This is a genomic window from Sinorhizobium sp. 8-89, from assembly GCF_030124325.1.
Taxonomy (GTDB): Bacteria; Pseudomonadota; Alphaproteobacteria; order Rhizobiales; family Rhizobiaceae; genus Sinorhizobium.
Genome location: NZ_JASKLR010000001.1, coordinates 43,356 through 59,018, shown reverse-complemented (window position 1 = coordinate 59,018; position 15,663 = coordinate 43,356). Strand labels below are relative to the sequence as shown.

The 15,663-nt window shown below is 61.8% G+C and carries 20 protein-coding genes; 6 read left to right on the top strand and 14 right to left on the bottom strand.

Annotated features, from left to right (window positions below; all coding sequences use genetic code 11):
• Positions 1–45 precede the first annotated feature (45 nt).
• The 12 genes from flgH to QN219_RS00285 form a co-directional block, all read right to left on the bottom strand.
• A complete protein-coding gene (gene flgH, locus QN219_RS00340; RefSeq protein WP_173510897.1) occupies positions 46–756 on the bottom strand; it encodes a flagellar basal body L-ring protein FlgH in 711 nt (236 codons plus the stop codon).
• Positions 753–1,292, bottom strand: coding sequence for a MotE family protein (locus tag QN219_RS00335; protein WP_283997095.1), 540 nt, complete (start codon positions 1,290–1,292; stop codon positions 753–755). The genes flgH and QN219_RS00335 overlap by 4 nt, the downstream gene beginning before the upstream one ends.
• A complete protein-coding gene (locus tag QN219_RS00330; protein WP_283997094.1) occupies positions 1,289–2,404 on the bottom strand; it encodes a flagellar basal body P-ring protein FlgI in 1,116 nt (371 codons plus the stop codon). The genes QN219_RS00335 and QN219_RS00330 overlap by 4 nt, the downstream gene beginning before the upstream one ends.
• A complete protein-coding gene (gene flgA, locus QN219_RS00325) occupies positions 2,401–2,907 on the bottom strand; it encodes a flagellar basal body P-ring formation chaperone FlgA (protein WP_405052074.1) in 507 nt (168 codons plus the stop codon). The genes QN219_RS00330 and flgA overlap by 4 nt, the downstream gene beginning before the upstream one ends.
• A gap of 22 nt (positions 2,908–2,929) precedes the next feature.
• Complete coding sequence (gene flgG / locus QN219_RS00320; protein ID WP_283997090.1) at positions 2,930–3,718, bottom strand: flagellar basal-body rod protein FlgG; 789 nt, start codon at positions 3,716–3,718, stop codon at positions 2,930–2,932.
• An 11-nt stretch (positions 3,719–3,729) separates the two neighbouring features.
• Positions 3,730–4,065 (bottom strand): flagellar hook-basal body complex protein FliE, encoded by a 336-nt coding sequence (locus QN219_RS00315; protein ID WP_283997089.1) that lies wholly within the window; start codon positions 4,063–4,065, stop codon positions 3,730–3,732.
• Positions 4,065–4,484, bottom strand: coding sequence for a flagellar basal body rod protein FlgC (gene flgC / locus QN219_RS00310; RefSeq protein WP_283997088.1), 420 nt, complete (start codon positions 4,482–4,484; stop codon positions 4,065–4,067). The genes QN219_RS00315 and flgC overlap by 1 nt, the downstream gene beginning before the upstream one ends.
• A 5-nt stretch (positions 4,485–4,489) precedes the next feature.
• Complete coding sequence (flgB, locus tag QN219_RS00305) at positions 4,490–4,870, bottom strand: flagellar basal body rod protein FlgB (protein ID WP_283997087.1); 381 nt, start codon at positions 4,868–4,870, stop codon at positions 4,490–4,492.
• 239 nt (positions 4,871–5,109) lie between these two features.
• Positions 5,110–5,661: a flagellar protein gene (locus tag QN219_RS00300; RefSeq protein WP_283997086.1), complete on the bottom strand. Its 552-nt coding sequence runs from the start codon at positions 5,659–5,661 to the stop codon at positions 5,110–5,112.
• 2 nt (positions 5,662–5,663) lie between these two features.
• Entirely contained in the window at positions 5,664–7,064 is a 1,401-nt protein-coding gene (gene fliI, locus QN219_RS00295) for a flagellar protein export ATPase FliI (RefSeq protein ID WP_283997084.1), read from the bottom strand.
• 15 nt (positions 7,065–7,079) lie between these two features.
• A complete protein-coding gene (gene flgF / locus QN219_RS00290) occupies positions 7,080–7,802 on the bottom strand; it encodes a flagellar basal-body rod protein FlgF (RefSeq protein WP_283997083.1) in 723 nt (240 codons plus the stop codon).
• 1 nt (position 7,803) lies between these two features.
• The gene (locus tag QN219_RS00285; RefSeq protein ID WP_283997081.1) at positions 7,804–8,583 is read right to left on the bottom strand and encodes a DUF1217 domain-containing protein; all 780 of its coding nucleotides are present in this window, start codon (positions 8,581–8,583) and stop codon (positions 7,804–7,806) included.
• A gap of 183 nt (positions 8,584–8,766) precedes the next feature.
• On the opposite strand from QN219_RS00285, the gene motA reads away from it, so the two are divergent.
• The 6 genes from motA (at position 8,767) to QN219_RS00255 (ending at position 14,002) form a co-directional block, all read left to right on the top strand.
• Positions 8,767–9,645 (top strand): flagellar motor stator protein MotA, encoded by an 879-nt coding sequence (gene motA / locus QN219_RS00280; RefSeq protein WP_173510909.1) that lies wholly within the window; start codon positions 8,767–8,769, stop codon positions 9,643–9,645.
• Between the two features lies 1 nt (position 9,646).
• The gene (locus tag QN219_RS00275) at positions 9,647–10,594 is read left to right on the top strand and encodes a FliM/FliN family flagellar motor switch protein (RefSeq protein WP_283997080.1); all 948 of its coding nucleotides are present in this window, start codon (positions 9,647–9,649) and stop codon (positions 10,592–10,594) included.
• A 54-nt stretch (positions 10,595–10,648) separates the two neighbouring features.
• Positions 10,649–11,254 (top strand): flagellar motor switch protein FliN, encoded by a 606-nt coding sequence (gene fliN, locus QN219_RS00270; RefSeq protein ID WP_283997079.1) that lies wholly within the window; start codon positions 10,649–10,651, stop codon positions 11,252–11,254.
• A 28-nt stretch (positions 11,255–11,282) separates the two neighbouring features.
• Entirely contained in the window at positions 11,283–12,314 is a 1,032-nt protein-coding gene (fliG, locus tag QN219_RS00265) for a flagellar motor switch protein FliG (RefSeq protein WP_283997078.1), read from the top strand.
• Between the two features lie 159 nt (positions 12,315–12,473).
• Positions 12,474–13,556, top strand: a complete 1,083-nt coding sequence (flhB, locus tag QN219_RS00260) for a flagellar biosynthesis protein FlhB (RefSeq protein WP_283997076.1) — start codon at positions 12,474–12,476, stop codon at positions 13,554–13,556.
• Positions 13,556–14,002, top strand: coding sequence for a hypothetical protein (locus QN219_RS00255; RefSeq protein ID WP_173511505.1), 447 nt, complete (start codon positions 13,556–13,558; stop codon positions 14,000–14,002). Before flhB ends, QN219_RS00255 begins: the two co-directional genes overlap by 1 nt.
• Positions 14,003–14,062: 60 nt before the next feature.
• On the opposite strand, the gene visR is transcribed toward QN219_RS00255, so the two are convergent.
• Both visR and visN read right to left on the bottom strand, forming a co-directional pair.
• On the bottom strand, positions 14,063–14,806 hold the full coding sequence (visR, locus tag QN219_RS00250; RefSeq protein WP_283997075.1) for a transcriptional regulator VisR: 744 nt from the start codon (positions 14,804–14,806) through the stop codon (positions 14,063–14,065).
• Positions 14,807–14,817: 11 nt separating this feature from the next.
• Positions 14,818–15,555 carry a transcriptional regulator VisN gene (visN, locus tag QN219_RS00245; protein WP_283997074.1) on the bottom strand — a complete coding sequence of 246 codons (738 nt, stop codon included), beginning with the start codon at positions 15,553–15,555 and terminating at the stop codon, positions 14,818–14,820.
• Between the last annotated feature and the right edge of the window lie 108 nt (positions 15,556–15,663).

Below are 15,663 nucleotides of genomic sequence, written 5' to 3'. Positions count from 1 at the left end.
GAGACAGGCGACGTCGTGGCACTTTGATTTGCAATCTGCCCTCGATCAGATCGGCGAGAGCAGGTCTACGACTTGCTGACCCCAAGGCGGCTGCTGCACTTCGGTCAGGCGGCCACGGCCGCCATAGGAGATGCGAGCCTCGGCGATGCGGTCGTAGGAGATGATGTTGTCGGCGTCGACATCCCGCGGCCGGACGATCCCCGCGACGTTGAGAATGCGCAATTCATGGTTGACACGAACTTCCTGGGAACCGCTGATCAGGAGGTTACCGTTCTCCAGCACCCCGGTCACGACGGCGGCGACGAGCAGGCGCAGCTTTTCGGAGCGCTCGGTTTTGCCATCGCCCTCGGTCTTGGTGTTGGAGCCATATTCCAGATCGCCCGACCATTCGAAATCGCTGGTCTGCGATGCCCCGCTGGCGCCGAGATTAAAGCCGCTGGAATTCTTGCGGCTGCGATCCGTCTTGTTGTCGAAGGATGCCTTGTCGTCGATCCTGATATCGACCGTGAGAATGTCGCCGACATTGATCGCGCGCGCATCCTTGAAGAGCGCTGCCTGCTGGTCGTTCCAAAGCGAATATCCGTTCGTGACCTGATGCGGCTGCTTCGGATATGCAGCGAGCTGCGGCGTCTGCGTATATTGCAGGCCGCTGCCGATCGGGCTCATGGACGGCGCCTGACCGATCTCCTTGAACGCCTGGCTCTGACATCCCGCAAGGAGGCCCGCGGCCAAAACGGCCGTAAAATGCTTTCTCATGATGGCTCCTTCGAGGTGTTGGGATCGCTCGCGCTCGAAATGATGTTGGTGAGCACAGCCGCCTTGTCGTCGCTCATCTCGCTGAGAATCAGCGAGGACTGGCGCGGCGGCAACCGCATGACGATCGCAGCGGCGATCTCCGGTCGTACCATCTCGAGCTTGCCGGCGGCGGCGTCCGGTTTCATCGTCTTGTAGATGTCGACGAGACCGAGTTCCGCCTGTTTCAGGAAGTCGTTGCGGCGCTTCAGCCAGTCCTCGTATTCGGCGCGGCGTTTCTCCAGCGTCGCGATACGCTCGTCGACACTGGCCTGAAGATTTTCCAGTTCCTTGCGTTGCAGCAGATAGCGCTGGTCGCGCGCGGCATCGGCGATGTTGGTGCAGAATTGCTGGATTTCGTTGACGCTCCCGCTTTCCGCCGGCGGCGCCGTCACGTCCTGCGCGAAAGCGCCCGGGAGCGCCAGCATCAATGCGCAGGCGGCCGCGACCATGAGGATGCGCGGCGATTTCCCGAGAAGTCTGTCCAAGTGTCCGGTCATTGCAGAACGAGCTCCGCCTGAAGGGCTCCCGCCGTTTTGATGCTCTGGAGGATCGCAATGATCCCATCAGGCTTGACGCCGATGCTGTTGAGGCCTGCGACCAGAGAGCGAAGGCTCGATCCATTCAGGATCGCGACCGTGCCGCCATCCGATTGCGCCTCGATCGTGGTGTTCGGCTCCATGGCGGTCTCGCCGCGGGAGAACGGCGCCGGCTGCACGACAGTCGGCGTCTCGGTCACCTGCACCGTCAGCGTGCCGTAGCTGACCGCGACCTCGGCGACACGCACATCCTGGCCGATGACGATCGTGCCCGTCCTTTCGTTGATGACGACGCGCGCCGGCACATCGGTTTCGATCACCAGATTTTCGACGTCCGCCATCAGGCGCGCGAGATCGGCCATCTTCGGCTTCTCGACCAGCACGGATTGCGAATCCTTGGCTTCGGCGATGCGCCCGCCGAACTGCGCAGCGGCATATTTGTTGATCGCAGCCGCCATGCCGACGGCCGTGGAAAAATCCGGATTGCGCAGTTGCAGCACGAGATTGACGCCGTCCTTGAATCTTGCCGGTAGTTCCCGCTCGATGATGGCACCGTTCGGCACACGTCCGGCCGTGGTCACACCCTGACTGAGGGTGGCGGCGTCCCCTTGCGCACTGAAACCGGTCACGACCACCGAACCTTGCGCCACCGCGTAGATCTGGCCGTCGGCGCCGGAAAGCGAGGTCATGACCAGCGTGCCGCCGCGCAGCGACGTCGCATCGCCGAGAGAACCGACAGTCACGTCGACGCGGCTGCCCGGGCTTGCAAAGGGCGGCAGCGTTGCCGTGACCAGCACCGCCGCGACGTTGCGCGTACGCGACTCGCCGCCCTGCGTGGAGATACCGAGGTTCTGCAACATGGCGCGGATCGACTGATCGGTGAAGGGTGAGGAGCGCAGGCTGTCGCCGGTGCCCTGCAGGCCGACCACCAGACCATAGCCGATCAGCTGGTTATCCCGCCCCGCCTGCAGCGCTGCCACGTCCTTGATGCGGGAGGCACCATGGGCAAGCGTCAGCGTCGCGGCAAAGGCCACGGCAAGCGTCAGGAACCACTTACAGACATGCCGCTTCATTTCGCCACCACATGGATCGTGCCGTCCGCCATCACAGTGCCGGAGACGATGACGCCGGTATCGACGTTACGCGCGCGGATCAGATCGCCGACCGCGGCGTCCTGCAAGGGCGAACCCGCCGCCGTGATCGTCAGGGCACCATTGTTGAAGATGAGCCGAACCGTCGAACCGCGCTCGACCGCGTATTGCTCGCGCAATGCCGAGGCGAGGATCACACGCCCTGGAAGGAGGGTCCGTTTCGTAACCTTGCCCTCGATCTCCTCGATAGATTGGACATAGCCGTCCATGAGATTGGGATTGGTCACGTCGACGACCTCGACCAGGCTCTCATCGAGGGTTTCGCCGGGATAGATCGTCTGCTTGGGGATGACAGCGGTCGGCCGCTCCGCCAAAACGGCAGCCGGCGACAGGAAGGCCGCGGCAACCACGACGAACGCGACGATTCGCACCCGGAACGGGGAATGAACTGGCGATGCTGTCCTTGCGGCGGATCGGCGAAACATCATGTTTGCCCCTGTTTTGCGTTTACCTGAGGTTCTTGCTGACCGTTGCCGCCATCTCGTCTGCGGCCTGAATGATCTTGGAATTCATCTCGTAGGCGCGCTGGGCCGAGATCAGGTCGGTGATTTCCTTGACCGGATCGACGTTCGATGCCTCGAGATAGTTCTGCTTGATCTGGGCAAAGCCGGGATCGGCCGGCGTGCCGATGATCGGCTCGCCCGAAGCCGGTGTCTGCTTGAAAAGATTCTCGCCCTGCGGCTCAAGCCCGGCCTCGTTGACGAAGTTCGCGATCGTCAGCTGGCCGATTTCCTGCAGTTCCGTGTTGTTGCCGATGCGCACAAGCACCTGCCCCGAAGAGGTGAAGGTGATTTCGCTGGCATCCTGCGGCACCGTGATGCCGGGAACGACGGTGTAGCCGTCAATGGTGACGAGCTGGCCGGCGGCATTGGTGTTGAAGGCGCCCGAACGGGTATAGGCGGTCTCTCCGTCCGGCGTCTCTATCTGGAACCAGCCGCGGCCGACCAATGCCAAATCGTAGTCGTTTCCTGTGTTGACGAGGCTGCCCTGGATATGGAGGTTGCGCACGGCGGAGGTCTGCACGCCGAGGCCGATGATCGCGCCTTCCGGGACGATCGCCTGGTTGGCGCGGTTGGGTACGCCCTGGGCGCGCTCGGTCTGATAGAGCAGATCGGAAAACTCGGCGCGCGCCCGCTTGTAGCCCGTCGTATTGATGTTCGCGATGTTGTTCGCGATAACTTCCAGGTTCAACTGTTGGGCATTCATGCCCGTGGCGGCGATGGAAAGGGCCTTCATGTCTCGTTCCTTCAGATCTGCATGCGCGCGATTTCGAGATAGGCGCTCACCACTTTGTCGCGGATGGCAAGTGCGGTCTGCAGCGACTGTTCCGCACTCATCACCGCGTCGATAACTTCACGGGTATTGGCTTCGCCACGGACGGCCTGCAGCGACGCCCCTTCGGCCGACTTCATCGAACGGATGGTGTCGGTCGCCATATTGCCGAGGACTTCGGCGAAGCTCTGCGACTGCGGGACGGAAGCGCCGGCGCCGGGCGCGACGAGCGAGCTGGAAGCGGTCAGGCTCGTGCCTTCCGTCTCCCTGATGGCCGAAAACGCGCCGACGAATTGGATTGCATCGATCATTATTGCGAAGCCCTCAACAGGTCGATTGTCTGGGAGATAAGATCGCGGGACTGTTTGATGGTCTGCAGGTTGGCCTCATAGGCGCGGTTGGCCTCGCGCATGTCGGCCATTTCGATCAGGACGTTGACGTTCGGCATCTTGACCATGCCCTTTTCGTCGGCCGCCGGGTTGCCGGGATCGAACTCGATGTTGAAATTCGAATCGTCCGTGCCAAGGCGCTGGATCTCTACGAGCGATGCCCCGCTCGTCCGGTCCACTTCCGCCGCAAAGCTGATGGTCTTGCGCCGAAACGGATCGGCACCAGGCGTGTCGCCGGTCGAGCGGGCGTTGGCGATGTTTTCTGAAACGATGCGCAGGCGGGTCGATTCCGCCTGCAGGCCGGAGGCCGAAACCTTGAGGGCCGAAGTCAAAGGATCCATGATTCTTATTTCCGTACCGTCATGAGCATCATCCGGTGAAAGGCTTTCACGAGCCCGGCATTGAGCTCGTAGTCGCGCTTGATCTCACCGGCCTTCATCATTTCCTGCTCGATCGCCACGCTGTTGCCCGATTGCTGCACCTGCACGTCATCGATCATGCTGACTTCTGTGACCTGGGCCGCATCGGGGCTTTCGGTGAAATGCGCGCGGTGCGTCGCCGCCATCTGAATGCCGGTGTTCTGCAGCACGCTTTCGAAGGGTTCTACGTCTTTCGCCCTGTAGTGTGGGGTATTAGCGTTGGCGATGTTGCCGGCCACGACGTTCTGACGAACCGTCAGCCATTGGGCCTGGCGCGACGCAAGTTCGAAAAGCTGAATCGGTTCCATCAAAAGCTCCTGCCTGATGATGACGAACCTAGGCAGGTAATCTTGCGTGGGACTTGTCGGGGATGCGGGATCAGACGGGAATGAGCCGGGTCGCTCACGCAAATGACGGATGGGCGGCAATTCCGGACGAAAAACCGCTACGCACGTTTTGGTCGTCCCGCATGTCCGCCGCGGTCGTGCCGGCACTTCAAGACGTCGCGGCGATCTCGGAACGCTCGGGAAGACGGCTCCGTCGCCGCCTAGTTCGGCTCGTAGACCTCCCCCTTGGAGGTGATCAGTACCCAGCGGCCGTCGCGCTGCTCGAAGGTCGCGAGTCGGCTGTTGTCTGGAAGGATGGAGCCGATGCGAACGATATACACGCCGCCCCGGTCCTCGATGAGCGCCCGGCCGTTGGCGATGTGCATGAGCTTGAACCCGGATCTTTCGGGAAGAGGCTGAGCGGGAACGGCCCTCTGCTCGCCCTCCCCGGTGGCCGGCTCCTGTCCGAGCCCCGGCACGGTTGCAGTCGTCAGCCGGTCGACTGCGGCGAGGGTCTTGTCGTCCATGTCCTTCATTGCCAGCGGCGAAGCCGGCACGTCCGCGCGGCCCGCGCGCTCCGGCAGGTCCCGCGTCGCGCTCTCCCAGAGCGGCGGCATTGAAAACTCTTCCTGGTGGAAGACTGCGTACCAAGGAAAGAAGGTCGCGCAGGCAGCCATCGCCAGCCCGGTCGCCCCCAGAACCTTGTCGACCAGCGGCATCTTCGCCTCGCGCCGGCGCTGGCGGACGATCTCGTCTGCGTCATAGTCGGTCATTCCTACCCCCTCCCCCGCACAGCGGCGCCAGGTTGATTGCCCATGGCGGCCGCCTTCAACGCATTCGCAAGATCGGTGAAGGCGTCGAAAGCGCCTCTTTCGCCGGGCGTCTGCTTGAGCACGTCATAGATGACCGGCACCTGCTTGATCGCCATATCGAGATCGGCGTCGCCGCCTGGACGGTATCCGCCGATCAGGCGCAGATCGCGCGTTTCCTCAAAGCGATGGATCAGCGCCTTGAGGCGGGCCACGAGCGTTTCCTGGTCCGGCGTCCAGGCCTTCCGTGCAAGGCGCGAGATCGAGGCGAGCGGATTGATCGGCGGATAGCGCCCCTCCTCCGCCAGGCTGCGCTCAAGCACGATATGCCCGTCCAGAATGCCGCGCGTCGAGTCGGCAACCGGGTCGTTATGGTTGTCGCCATCCACCAGGATCGAAATGATAGCGGTGATCGTCCCGGTTCCCTCGACGCCGGGACCGGCGCGTTCGAGCAAGCGGGGCAGCTCGGTGAAAACGGAAGCCGGATAACCACGCGCGATCGGCGGCTCACCCGCTGCGGTCGCCACCTCGCGGATTGCGTGGGCGAAGCGCGTCACGCTATCGACTATGAGGAGCACGTTGTCACCCTTATCGCGGTAGTGTTCGGCAATCGTGACGGCCGTCAGCGGCGCCATCTTTCTCAGCATCGGGCTTTCGTCGCTGGTCGCGACGACGGCGACCGATTTCGAAAGATTGTCGCCGAGCGTGTCCTCAATGAATTCGCGAACTTCGCGGCCGCGTTCGCCGACCAGCGCAATCACGACCTTGTCGAACGCGTCGGCGCGCGCCAGCATCGAAAGCAGCGTCGATTTGCCGACGCCGGAGCCCGCAAAGATGCCGAGGCGCTGCCCGAGGCAGAGCGGGGAGAAAATGTCGATGGCGCGCACGCCGGTCCGGAAACCATGCTCGACGCGCTTGCGCGTCATCGACGGCGGCGCGGTGTTGGAGATCGAGCGGCGAACGTCGCCTTGCAACAGCGGTCCGAGGCCATCGATCGGCTCCGCCAGCGCATTGATCGTGCGGCCGCACCAATTTTCCGTCGGCGCTATCCGGAAGGCACCTTTGCGTATGACCGTATCGTGGATGCCGATCGGATCGCCGGGCTCGATCGGGCAGACGACCACGCGCTCGGGCTCAACACGGACGACTTCGCCGAGATGGGTGCCCGTGGCGCTCTTGTGCGCAACGAAATCACCGAGCCGCACATGGCGCGAAAGACCGGTAACGGTGTAATGGCCGGGCGAGATCGTCTGGACGTGACCGCCCGGCGCGATCGAAAACTCCGGCTTAGCGTAACGCTCGACCAGCCCGGCGAGCGCCGCCAGCGAGATCGATGCGGCGAGGGTTTCAACGCCTTCGCGTTTCATGGTTGTCGTCACTTATCAGCTGCCGCCCAGCGTCTTGATCGCCTCTTCCAGCGATCCCTCGCTGTCGCGCATCAGGGCTGTGATGTTGTCGAAGGCGCGGGTGACCATGATAAGCTGCGACATCTCCTGGATGGCGTTAACGTTCGACTCTTCGAGGAAGCCCTGCATCACCCCGACATCGAAGCGGTCGACCACCGGCTCCGGCTGAATTGTCGGCATGACGGCGCTGTTGTCGTAGCGCATGAAGCCGTTGCTGAAGTCCGCTTCGTAGAGGCCAAGCAGCGCGACCTGATTGCCGTTCTGATGAACGGAGCCGTCGGCTCCGACGGTGATGTCGCCCGCTCCACCGTTCAGTTGGATCGGTGCCCCGCCGGCGTCGAGCACCGGATAGCCCTTGATGGTGACCAGCTCGCCGGTCTCCGTCAGCGTGAACCGGCCATCGCGGGTCAATGCCGGGCCGCCGGGTGTGTCGATTGAAAACCAGGCGTCTCCCTTGATCGCGAAGTCGAGCGAGGCGCCGGTGCGTGCGAGCGATCCTGTATTGGTGTTGATGTATTCCTCACCTTCCGAAACGTAGGAAATCTTGGTCGGTTTGGTGTCGCCGAGCATCTGGTTGAACTTCACTTCCGCGCCGCGGAAGCCGACGGTATTGGAATTTGCTATGTTGTCGGCGAGCGTATTCAGGCGCCTTTCGAGCGCCATTTGCGATGAGATCGCCACATAGAGACCAGTCTGCACGTCAGCGTCCCCCGAGTTTCAGGCTATTGATGGACAGGAGCAGATCGGAGGAGATGCCGTAGCCGCTCGATGAGCCGAAAACCGCAAGCGGATCGTAGCTGTCCGTGGAATTGTTGACTTCCCAAAGGGCAGTGAAGCGGTCGAGAAACGCCGCCAGCTTTTCGGGATCCTGGAAGTCCTTGAGATCGATCGTCGCCTCGTAGGCTTCGGCCTGGCGATCGACATCGGTCGCTGCGAACTCGTCGGGCAACTGCAGAGCGGTGCGCACGACCTGTGCCAGCGCCTCGTCGGCGATGATGGCGTAACCGCTGGTGATAGTCGGCGCCATGCGCGAGAAATAGAGCGCCAACCGCACTCCGGCATTTTCCTCGCCGGCGTTCTGTTCCAGCGTCTGGCGCGCGTATTTGTCGGCTACGCCCTTTTGCGCGCGATCGAACGAGGTCGCCGCCTCGCCATTGCGCGCGAAATTCAGGGATTCGACCAGCGCCTTGTAGCGGCCATCCGTCAGTTTGTTAGCGAAGGCATCGTCGCTGTCGATGCCTTCGGAAAGCACCTTGCGCATAAAGGCCTTCGCATAGGCCATGTCTTCGAGACCGTGCGCCTTCATCGCGTAGTTGTAGAGCCGGCCGTCGGCGAAGAAATCGTCGATGGTTTTGATGCTGCCGATCTTCGACAGGTAATATTCCGTCTCGCGGGCGACGTCCGGCTGTTCGGAAACGCGCTCCAGCGATTTCGTCAGATCGGCGGTGATCAGCTTGTAGCTCGTATAGGTCGTGGTCACGATCGCTTCGCCCTGTCCGGAATAAAAGCCGGGCGCGACGGCCCGACCTCGCAAATCCTGACCTGACTGGCTTGCGCGAACCTGTTCCGCGCGCGGCTCTCAACGGGGCCTCACGAACAGCCTCACGCAAGGATGAAATCCTATTCCATCAACGGAAAATCACGATCGCGACAGGTATCGACAATGAACATCATCATCGGGCTTCTTGTGACTTTCGGCTGTATCCTCGGCGGATATCTGGCGATGGGCGGCCACCTGGAAGTCCTGAACCAGCCTTTCGAGCTGATGATCATCGGCGGTGCCGGCATCGGCGGCTTCATCATGGCCAACTCGATGAAGGTGGTGAAAGACACCGGCAGGGCGCTCGGCGAAGCCTTCCGGCACAAGGTCCCGAAGGAGCGGCACTACCTCGATACGCTCGGTGTGCTCTACAGCCTGATGCGCGATCTCAGAACCAAATCCCGCAACGAGATCGAGAGCCACATCGACAACCCGGAAGAGTCGTCGATCTTCCAGTCCGCCCCCACAGTCCTGCAGAACAAGGAACTGACCGCCTTCATCTGCGACTATGTCCGGCTGATCATCATCGGCAACGCCCGCTCGCACGAGATCGAGGCGCTGATGGACGAGGAAATCCAGACAATCACGCACGACAAGATGAAGTGCTACCACTCGCTGACAACCATGGGCGACGCGCTGCCGGCGATCGGCATCGTCGCAGCGGTTCTTGGGGTCATCAAGGCGATGGGCGCGATCAACGAAGCTCCGGAAGTGCTTGGAGCCAAGATCGCCGCCGCACTCGTCGGAACGTTGCTGGGTGTGTTCCTCTCCTATTCGATCGTCGGTCCGCTCGTCGCAAACATCAAGGCGGTGCGCGAGAAGCAGAACCGCCTCTACGTCATCGTCAAGCAGACGCTGCTTGCCTACATGAACGGCTCGGTCCCGCAGGTCGCGCTCGAATATGGCCGCAAGACCATCTCCGCCTATGAGCGGCCGTCGATCGACGCCGTCGAACAGGAGATGATGAACCCTGGCGGCGGCAGCGAAAGCAAGGCGGCGTAACATGAACTCGGGCACCGCATCGAACGTCCACACATTCGACAAGAGGCTGCTTGCGCGCATGATCGGCGCGCTCGGCGACAACAACATGCTCGGCCGGATCGCACTCGAACTCGGCCAGGTCTTCGGCGAATTGCTTCCCGGTATCTACAGGGCTGAGATCGGGCACGACATTGCGATCGGCTATGCCGGTTTCAAGACCGGCCTCAGGAACGAACTTGTCGCGGGTCTCGGCGACGGCGTCCTGCTTGCCGACGTTTCGCTGCGCAACTGGTGCCAGGATTTCCAGATCGGTTGCGACAGCCCGGTTCTCATCACCCTGGTCGAAGCCCTGCTCGGCGCCGAGACCACGAGCATCGGGGAGCCTCAGCCGCGTTCGATGTCGCAGATCGAGATCGACGTCGCAGTACCGATCTTCGAAAAGATCGCCGACGTGCTGCATACGGCGATAAACGCGCCGGGCGGCTTCGAGCCCGTCGTCAGCCGCCCATACAACAGCGAAGCTCGCCTCAAACCGGATCCCGCGATCGAGGATATTCACGCGGCCACGATCGATATGACGATCGGGCTCGGCCCGGTGCTCTCAACCTTTTCGGTGATCGTTCCCCAAAGCGTTCTCCTCAAGACGCAGATCGTCCCGCCCAAAGGCGCCGGTCAGGATGACAAGGCAAAGTCGGAATGGACGGAGCAGCTCGAAGAACAGGTTCGTCGCTCCGCTGTGACGCTAGAGGCGCGCGTCCGGCTGGAAAGCCTGACGCTCGACACGATCAGCCGCCTGCAGCCGGGAGACGTGATCCCGTTTCATGACGGGCAGGACGTCCGCGTCGACGTAAACGCCAACGGGCGCGAGCTCTATGTCTGCGAGTTCGGACGGTCGGGGGCGAAATATACGGTCCGGATCAAGGACACGCATGGCTCCGAACAGGACATCCTCCGCCACATCATGGGTTAACAGCCGCCTCTCGGCAGAATGCCTGAGGCAAGCTTCAACTGGAATAATTCGCACATGGCACCCAAGAAAGCAGCACCCATCCAGGAACCGGCGGGATTCGCCGTCGAAGACACGGAGCTCGACCAGGCGATCGACGACCTGCGCGGCGTTCTCAAGAAGGATGGCGAGCAGGCAGCGGATTTTGGCGCCGACTTCGGCTCCACCGGCGCGCTGGACATGGCAACAGAATTCGGCGGCGCGACCGATACCGCAAGGGCATTCGGCGGCGACTTCGGCGCGGATAGCTTTGGCGGCGACTTCGCCGGTGCCGGAATGAACGGCGCTTTCGACGCCGGCGGCAGTTTCGGCGAAGGCGGCTTCGATGTCGCGGAGCCGGCGACCGAATCCGCGCCCGGCAGCGGCATGACGGCCAATCTCGATCTGATCATGGACATTCCGATCGATGTCCAGATCGTGCTCGGCACCAGCCGGATGCAAGTTTCCGGGCTTATGGGCCTGGCCGAAGGCGCAACGATCGCGCTCGATCGCAGGATCGGGGAGCCGGTCGAAATCATGGTCAATGGCCGGGTGATCGGCCGTGGTGAAATTACCGTTCTCGAGGGCGATGTGACCCGTTTCGGCGTCAAGCTCATCGAGATCAAGGGAAGCAAGAAGTCATAGGCCCGATGAAGGGGCGAGGGATAAATCCATGATGGATTTCGAAAGTTTCGGGGCGCAGACGCCGGCACATCCGCTGAGCCAGACAGACAAAGCGGCCGCCGTATTGCTCGCTATGGGCAAGTCCGTGGCCGGGAAGCTCTTGAAGTTCTTCACCCAGAGCGAGCTGCAGGCGATCATCGCCGCGGCGCAGTCGCTGCGCGCCATCCCGCCCCACGAACTCGAAACGCTCGTCAACGAGTTCGAGGACCTTTTCACCGAAGGCGCGGGCCTGATGGACAATGCCCGGGCGATCGAAAGCATTCTGGAAGAAGGACTGACCCCGGACGAGGTCGACGGCCTGCTCGGACGCCGGGCGACCTTCCAATCCTACGAAGCGAATATCTGGGACCGTCTCCAGGACTGCGATCCGGTGCTCGTCGCCCAGTCGCTCGCCAAGGAGCATCCGCAGACCATTGCCTATGTCCTGTCGATGATGCCATCGAGCTTCGGCGCCAAGGTGCTGCTGCAGCTTTCGGAAACGCAACGGCCCGATATCCTCAACCGCGCCGTCAACATAAAGAACGTAAGCCCGAAGGCAGCCGCGATCATCGAAGCGCGCGTGATGGAAATGATCGACGAGATGGAAGCCGAGCGCAACTCGCCCGGACCGGCCAAGATCGCCGAGGTCATGAACGAACTCGAAAAGGGGCAGGTCGACACCCTGCTCGCCTCGCTCGAGACGATCAACACGGACTCGGCCAAGAAAGTCCGGCCGAAGATCTTCCTCTTCGACGACATTCTCTTCATGCCGCAAAGAAGCCGCGTACAGTTGTTCAACGATGTCTCCACCGACATCATCACGATGGCGCTTCGTGGCTCGGCGCCGGAACTGCGCGAATCGATCCTCGCGTCGATCGGCGCCCGCCAGCGCCGCATGATCGAATCGGACTTGGCCGTCGGCGATGCGGGCATCAACCCCCGCGACATCGCGATCGCCAGGCGGTCGATCACGCAGGAAGCGATCCGCCTCGCCGCCAGCGGACAGCTGGAGCTCAAGGACAAGGACAAGGAGGCCGCCTGAGGCCTGTCGCGATCGCGGCTCCATAATTCCTGTTGAGCCGGCCCCACCGGGATCGCCAGACCCTTGCACGTCAGAGCTTCCCGGTTCACGACATGAGGAGAGCGTCGCGGCAGGTCGCGTGATCGCTCGATGTAGCAACCGCCGGGGGCTTCGCGTTTCATGTCGGATGATCAGGACAAGGACAGCAAAACCGAGGCGCCATCGGAGAAGAAGCTCTCCGATGCCGCCGACAAGGGTAACGTCCCGTTTTCCCGCGAAGTGACAGTGTTCGCTTCGACGCTGGCGATCTACATTTTCGTCGTTTTTTTTCTGTCGGATGGTGCGGCCAGCGTCGCCGAGGCTCTCAAGGACATCTTCGAGCAGCCGGAAGCCTGGCGGCTGGATACATCGACCGACGTCGTCGCGCTGATTTCGCACATCCTCCTGAAATCGGCGGCGCTGCTCGTCCCGATCTTCGTGCTGCTCATCATCTTCGGCGTCGGATCGTCGATTTTCCAGAATCTCCCCCGCCCCGTCCTCGATCGCATTCAGCCGAAGATGAACCGCATATCGCCGGCGGCCGGCTTCAAGCGCATCTTCGGCGTGCAGGGGCTCGTTGAGTTCGGCAAGTCCCTGTTCAAGGTCATCGTCGTTTCGATCATCGTCGTTCTCGTTCTGTGGAACGATTATTTCGCCGCCCTCGATCTGATGTTCTCCGACCCGGTGACGATTTTCACGGCGATGACGTCCGACCTCAAGCAGATCATGATCGTCATCCTGCTGGCGACGGCTGTGCTTGCGATCGTCGACCTCTTCTGGACCCGGCACCATTGGTACACCGAACTGATGATGACGAAGCAGGAGGTAAAGGAGGAACTGAAGCAGTCCCAGGGCGACCCGATCGTCAAGTCGCGGCTGCGCTCGATCCAGCGTGACCGCGCGCGCAAGCGCATGATTTCCTCCGTCCCGCGCGCAACACTGGTGATTGCGAACCCGACACATTATGCCGTCGCTCTGCGTTACGTGCGCGAGGAAAACGATGCGCCGGTGGTGGTTGCCATGGGCCAGGATCTGGTCGCACTCAAGATCCGCGAACTTGCCGAGAAAAACGGCATTCCGGTCTTCGAGGATCCGCCGCTTGCACGCTCCATGTTTGCACAAGTCTCGGTGGATAGTGTGATTCCACCGGTGTTTTACAAGGCAGTCGCCGAACTCATTCACCGGGTTTATGCAGTTCAGCCGCAACAAAAACGGGTGACGTGATCTCGATGAAAAAGTGCGAATTCTCCGAAAAACGCGAACAGATAGTGGCGGAGGCAATCCGTCCGGTGGCGACGGAACTGCGTCTGGTCGACGCAGCGGATTTCATCGCACTCTTACGGTTCGAGTCCCATGCGAGCCTCGCTGACCTCGTGGAGTCTGCCGCGGAACTCTATTTTCTGCCGGGCACGGTGAATTTCGGCCTCGGCGGCAACTACAATCTCGATTGGGACAGCGCCCCGGAGATCGTCCTCGACCTGGAACTGAAACCGCGCGGCGTCACTGTCTACGCCCGGCTTACCCTCGGCAACGACACTGCCGGCGTCGAGATCAGCCATATCAGCTTTCAGCATCCTTCCACGGATGCAGACGAAAACACTGCCTTCCTCGCGAAAAGCTTGGAAGAGGCGAAATTCGTCAAATCCTATGCTCTTCCACTCGCCAGCTAGTGACTGATGGGAAGTCGGTCTTGCAGGCCCATGGCATTCCGGCCAGAGCGTTCCCGTCCCTCAGCTGATGTAGCCGAGACGTATGGCCTTGGCGATCGCCTGGATGCGGTTGACGGAATCGAGTTTCGTCGTGGCGGCGCCGAGATAGGCATTCACCGTGTGCACGGAGAGGCCCATCTTGTCGGCAATTTCCTCGCTGATGTGGCCGTCCCCGGCCATCTGCAGGCAGGCGATCTCGCGATCGCTGAGCGCTTCTGCCTGAAACAGCCGTTTTTCGTCCGCCGCAAGCATATCCGTCATGATGTTGCAGCTGCGACTGTGGAGGTCGACGACCTGCTCGCTGGACGCATCGATGTAGCTGCCGGTAAAGACGACATAGCCGTTGCCCTGCGCGCCGAGCCGCACTGGAAAAGCGATCCCCGAATAGATGAGTTTTCGCCCCGCCAGCCGGTGCGCGAACGGGCGGAAATCGGCGGATTCGGCGGTCTGGTGCTCACCCAAGCCGTCCCACAAAACCGGCAGCAGAGAACGGTCAAGGTGCGCCAGCAGCTCTTCGCCATAGACAGCGACAAGATCGCGGGCATTCGTCTCACACGCCGTGCCCCAATTGTGGAGGACACAGGTGAGTTTGCGCGCCGTCGGCAAGCCCCTGCCATTGACGCGCAGGACGGCGAAGTTCTTCGCGTTGATGTGCCGCTGCATCACCTGCAGCCGCGTCACCAGCGTCGCCGCGCGCGCCGCTCGCCCGTTCCTGCCCAGCCGGCTATCGTCGTCGGGGCGGCTGCCAGTGACAAAATGAACCATCGGTGCCTCCCCTAGACGAGATTGTTGCGAACGGCGTGGGCGATCGCTTCCGACCTCGTTCGCGTCGCGGTCTTTCGCATCACGCTGGTGATGTAGTTGTTGATCGTATTGCGGGATATGCCGAGAATGACGGCGATTTCCTCGCTCGTCTTGCCTTCAGCGATCCAGAACAGGCATTCGATTTCACGCTCGGTCAGCTCGCATTCGCGCTCCTGCCGCACATCGACGCTGGTCTTCAGGCTTGCGACATAGGCCGCCAGCAGTGCGATATCGCGCAGGCCCTCCTGCGACAGGATCACATCTGCGGGGAACAAGAGCATGAGCGAGAACCGCGCTCGTCCGACATTGAAAGCGACGGCGCAATATTCCCGGCTGACGCCGCGCGGCAGGTCTACATCGTCCGGCATGGCGTGAAAGCACGGCTGCAGAACTGCAAGACACTTCTCCAGTTCTGTCGTCTTGGCGTTCAAGCCCACGACGATAGCCGCCAATCTCCGCACAACATCGAACGGCCAGTCGGAGCAGACAATGCAATCGAGCCCACTGTCCTGAGAAAGCTCGTGGCGAGCGAGGAGGTAGTGGGTCGCGCCAACATATTCCGTCAGCGCCGCAAGTGCGTTTGCGAAACCACCGCGCTCGGCGGTTTCGGCGAGCCGCCGGATCAATTGTTCCCTCGAAATCCCCCGGCCGCACCTATGCGGCACGGCCGTCTGCAAAGGCCAGACGACCTCTGCCTGCGAAATGTCCATAACTTCAGCCCCCGTGCCGAATTCGACGCCCTGGACATGCGCTTGCTGTCGTTGCCGACAGATCGGCCGGAGCCGATATTCACCGCCATCCGCAAGTCAGGACGCGAA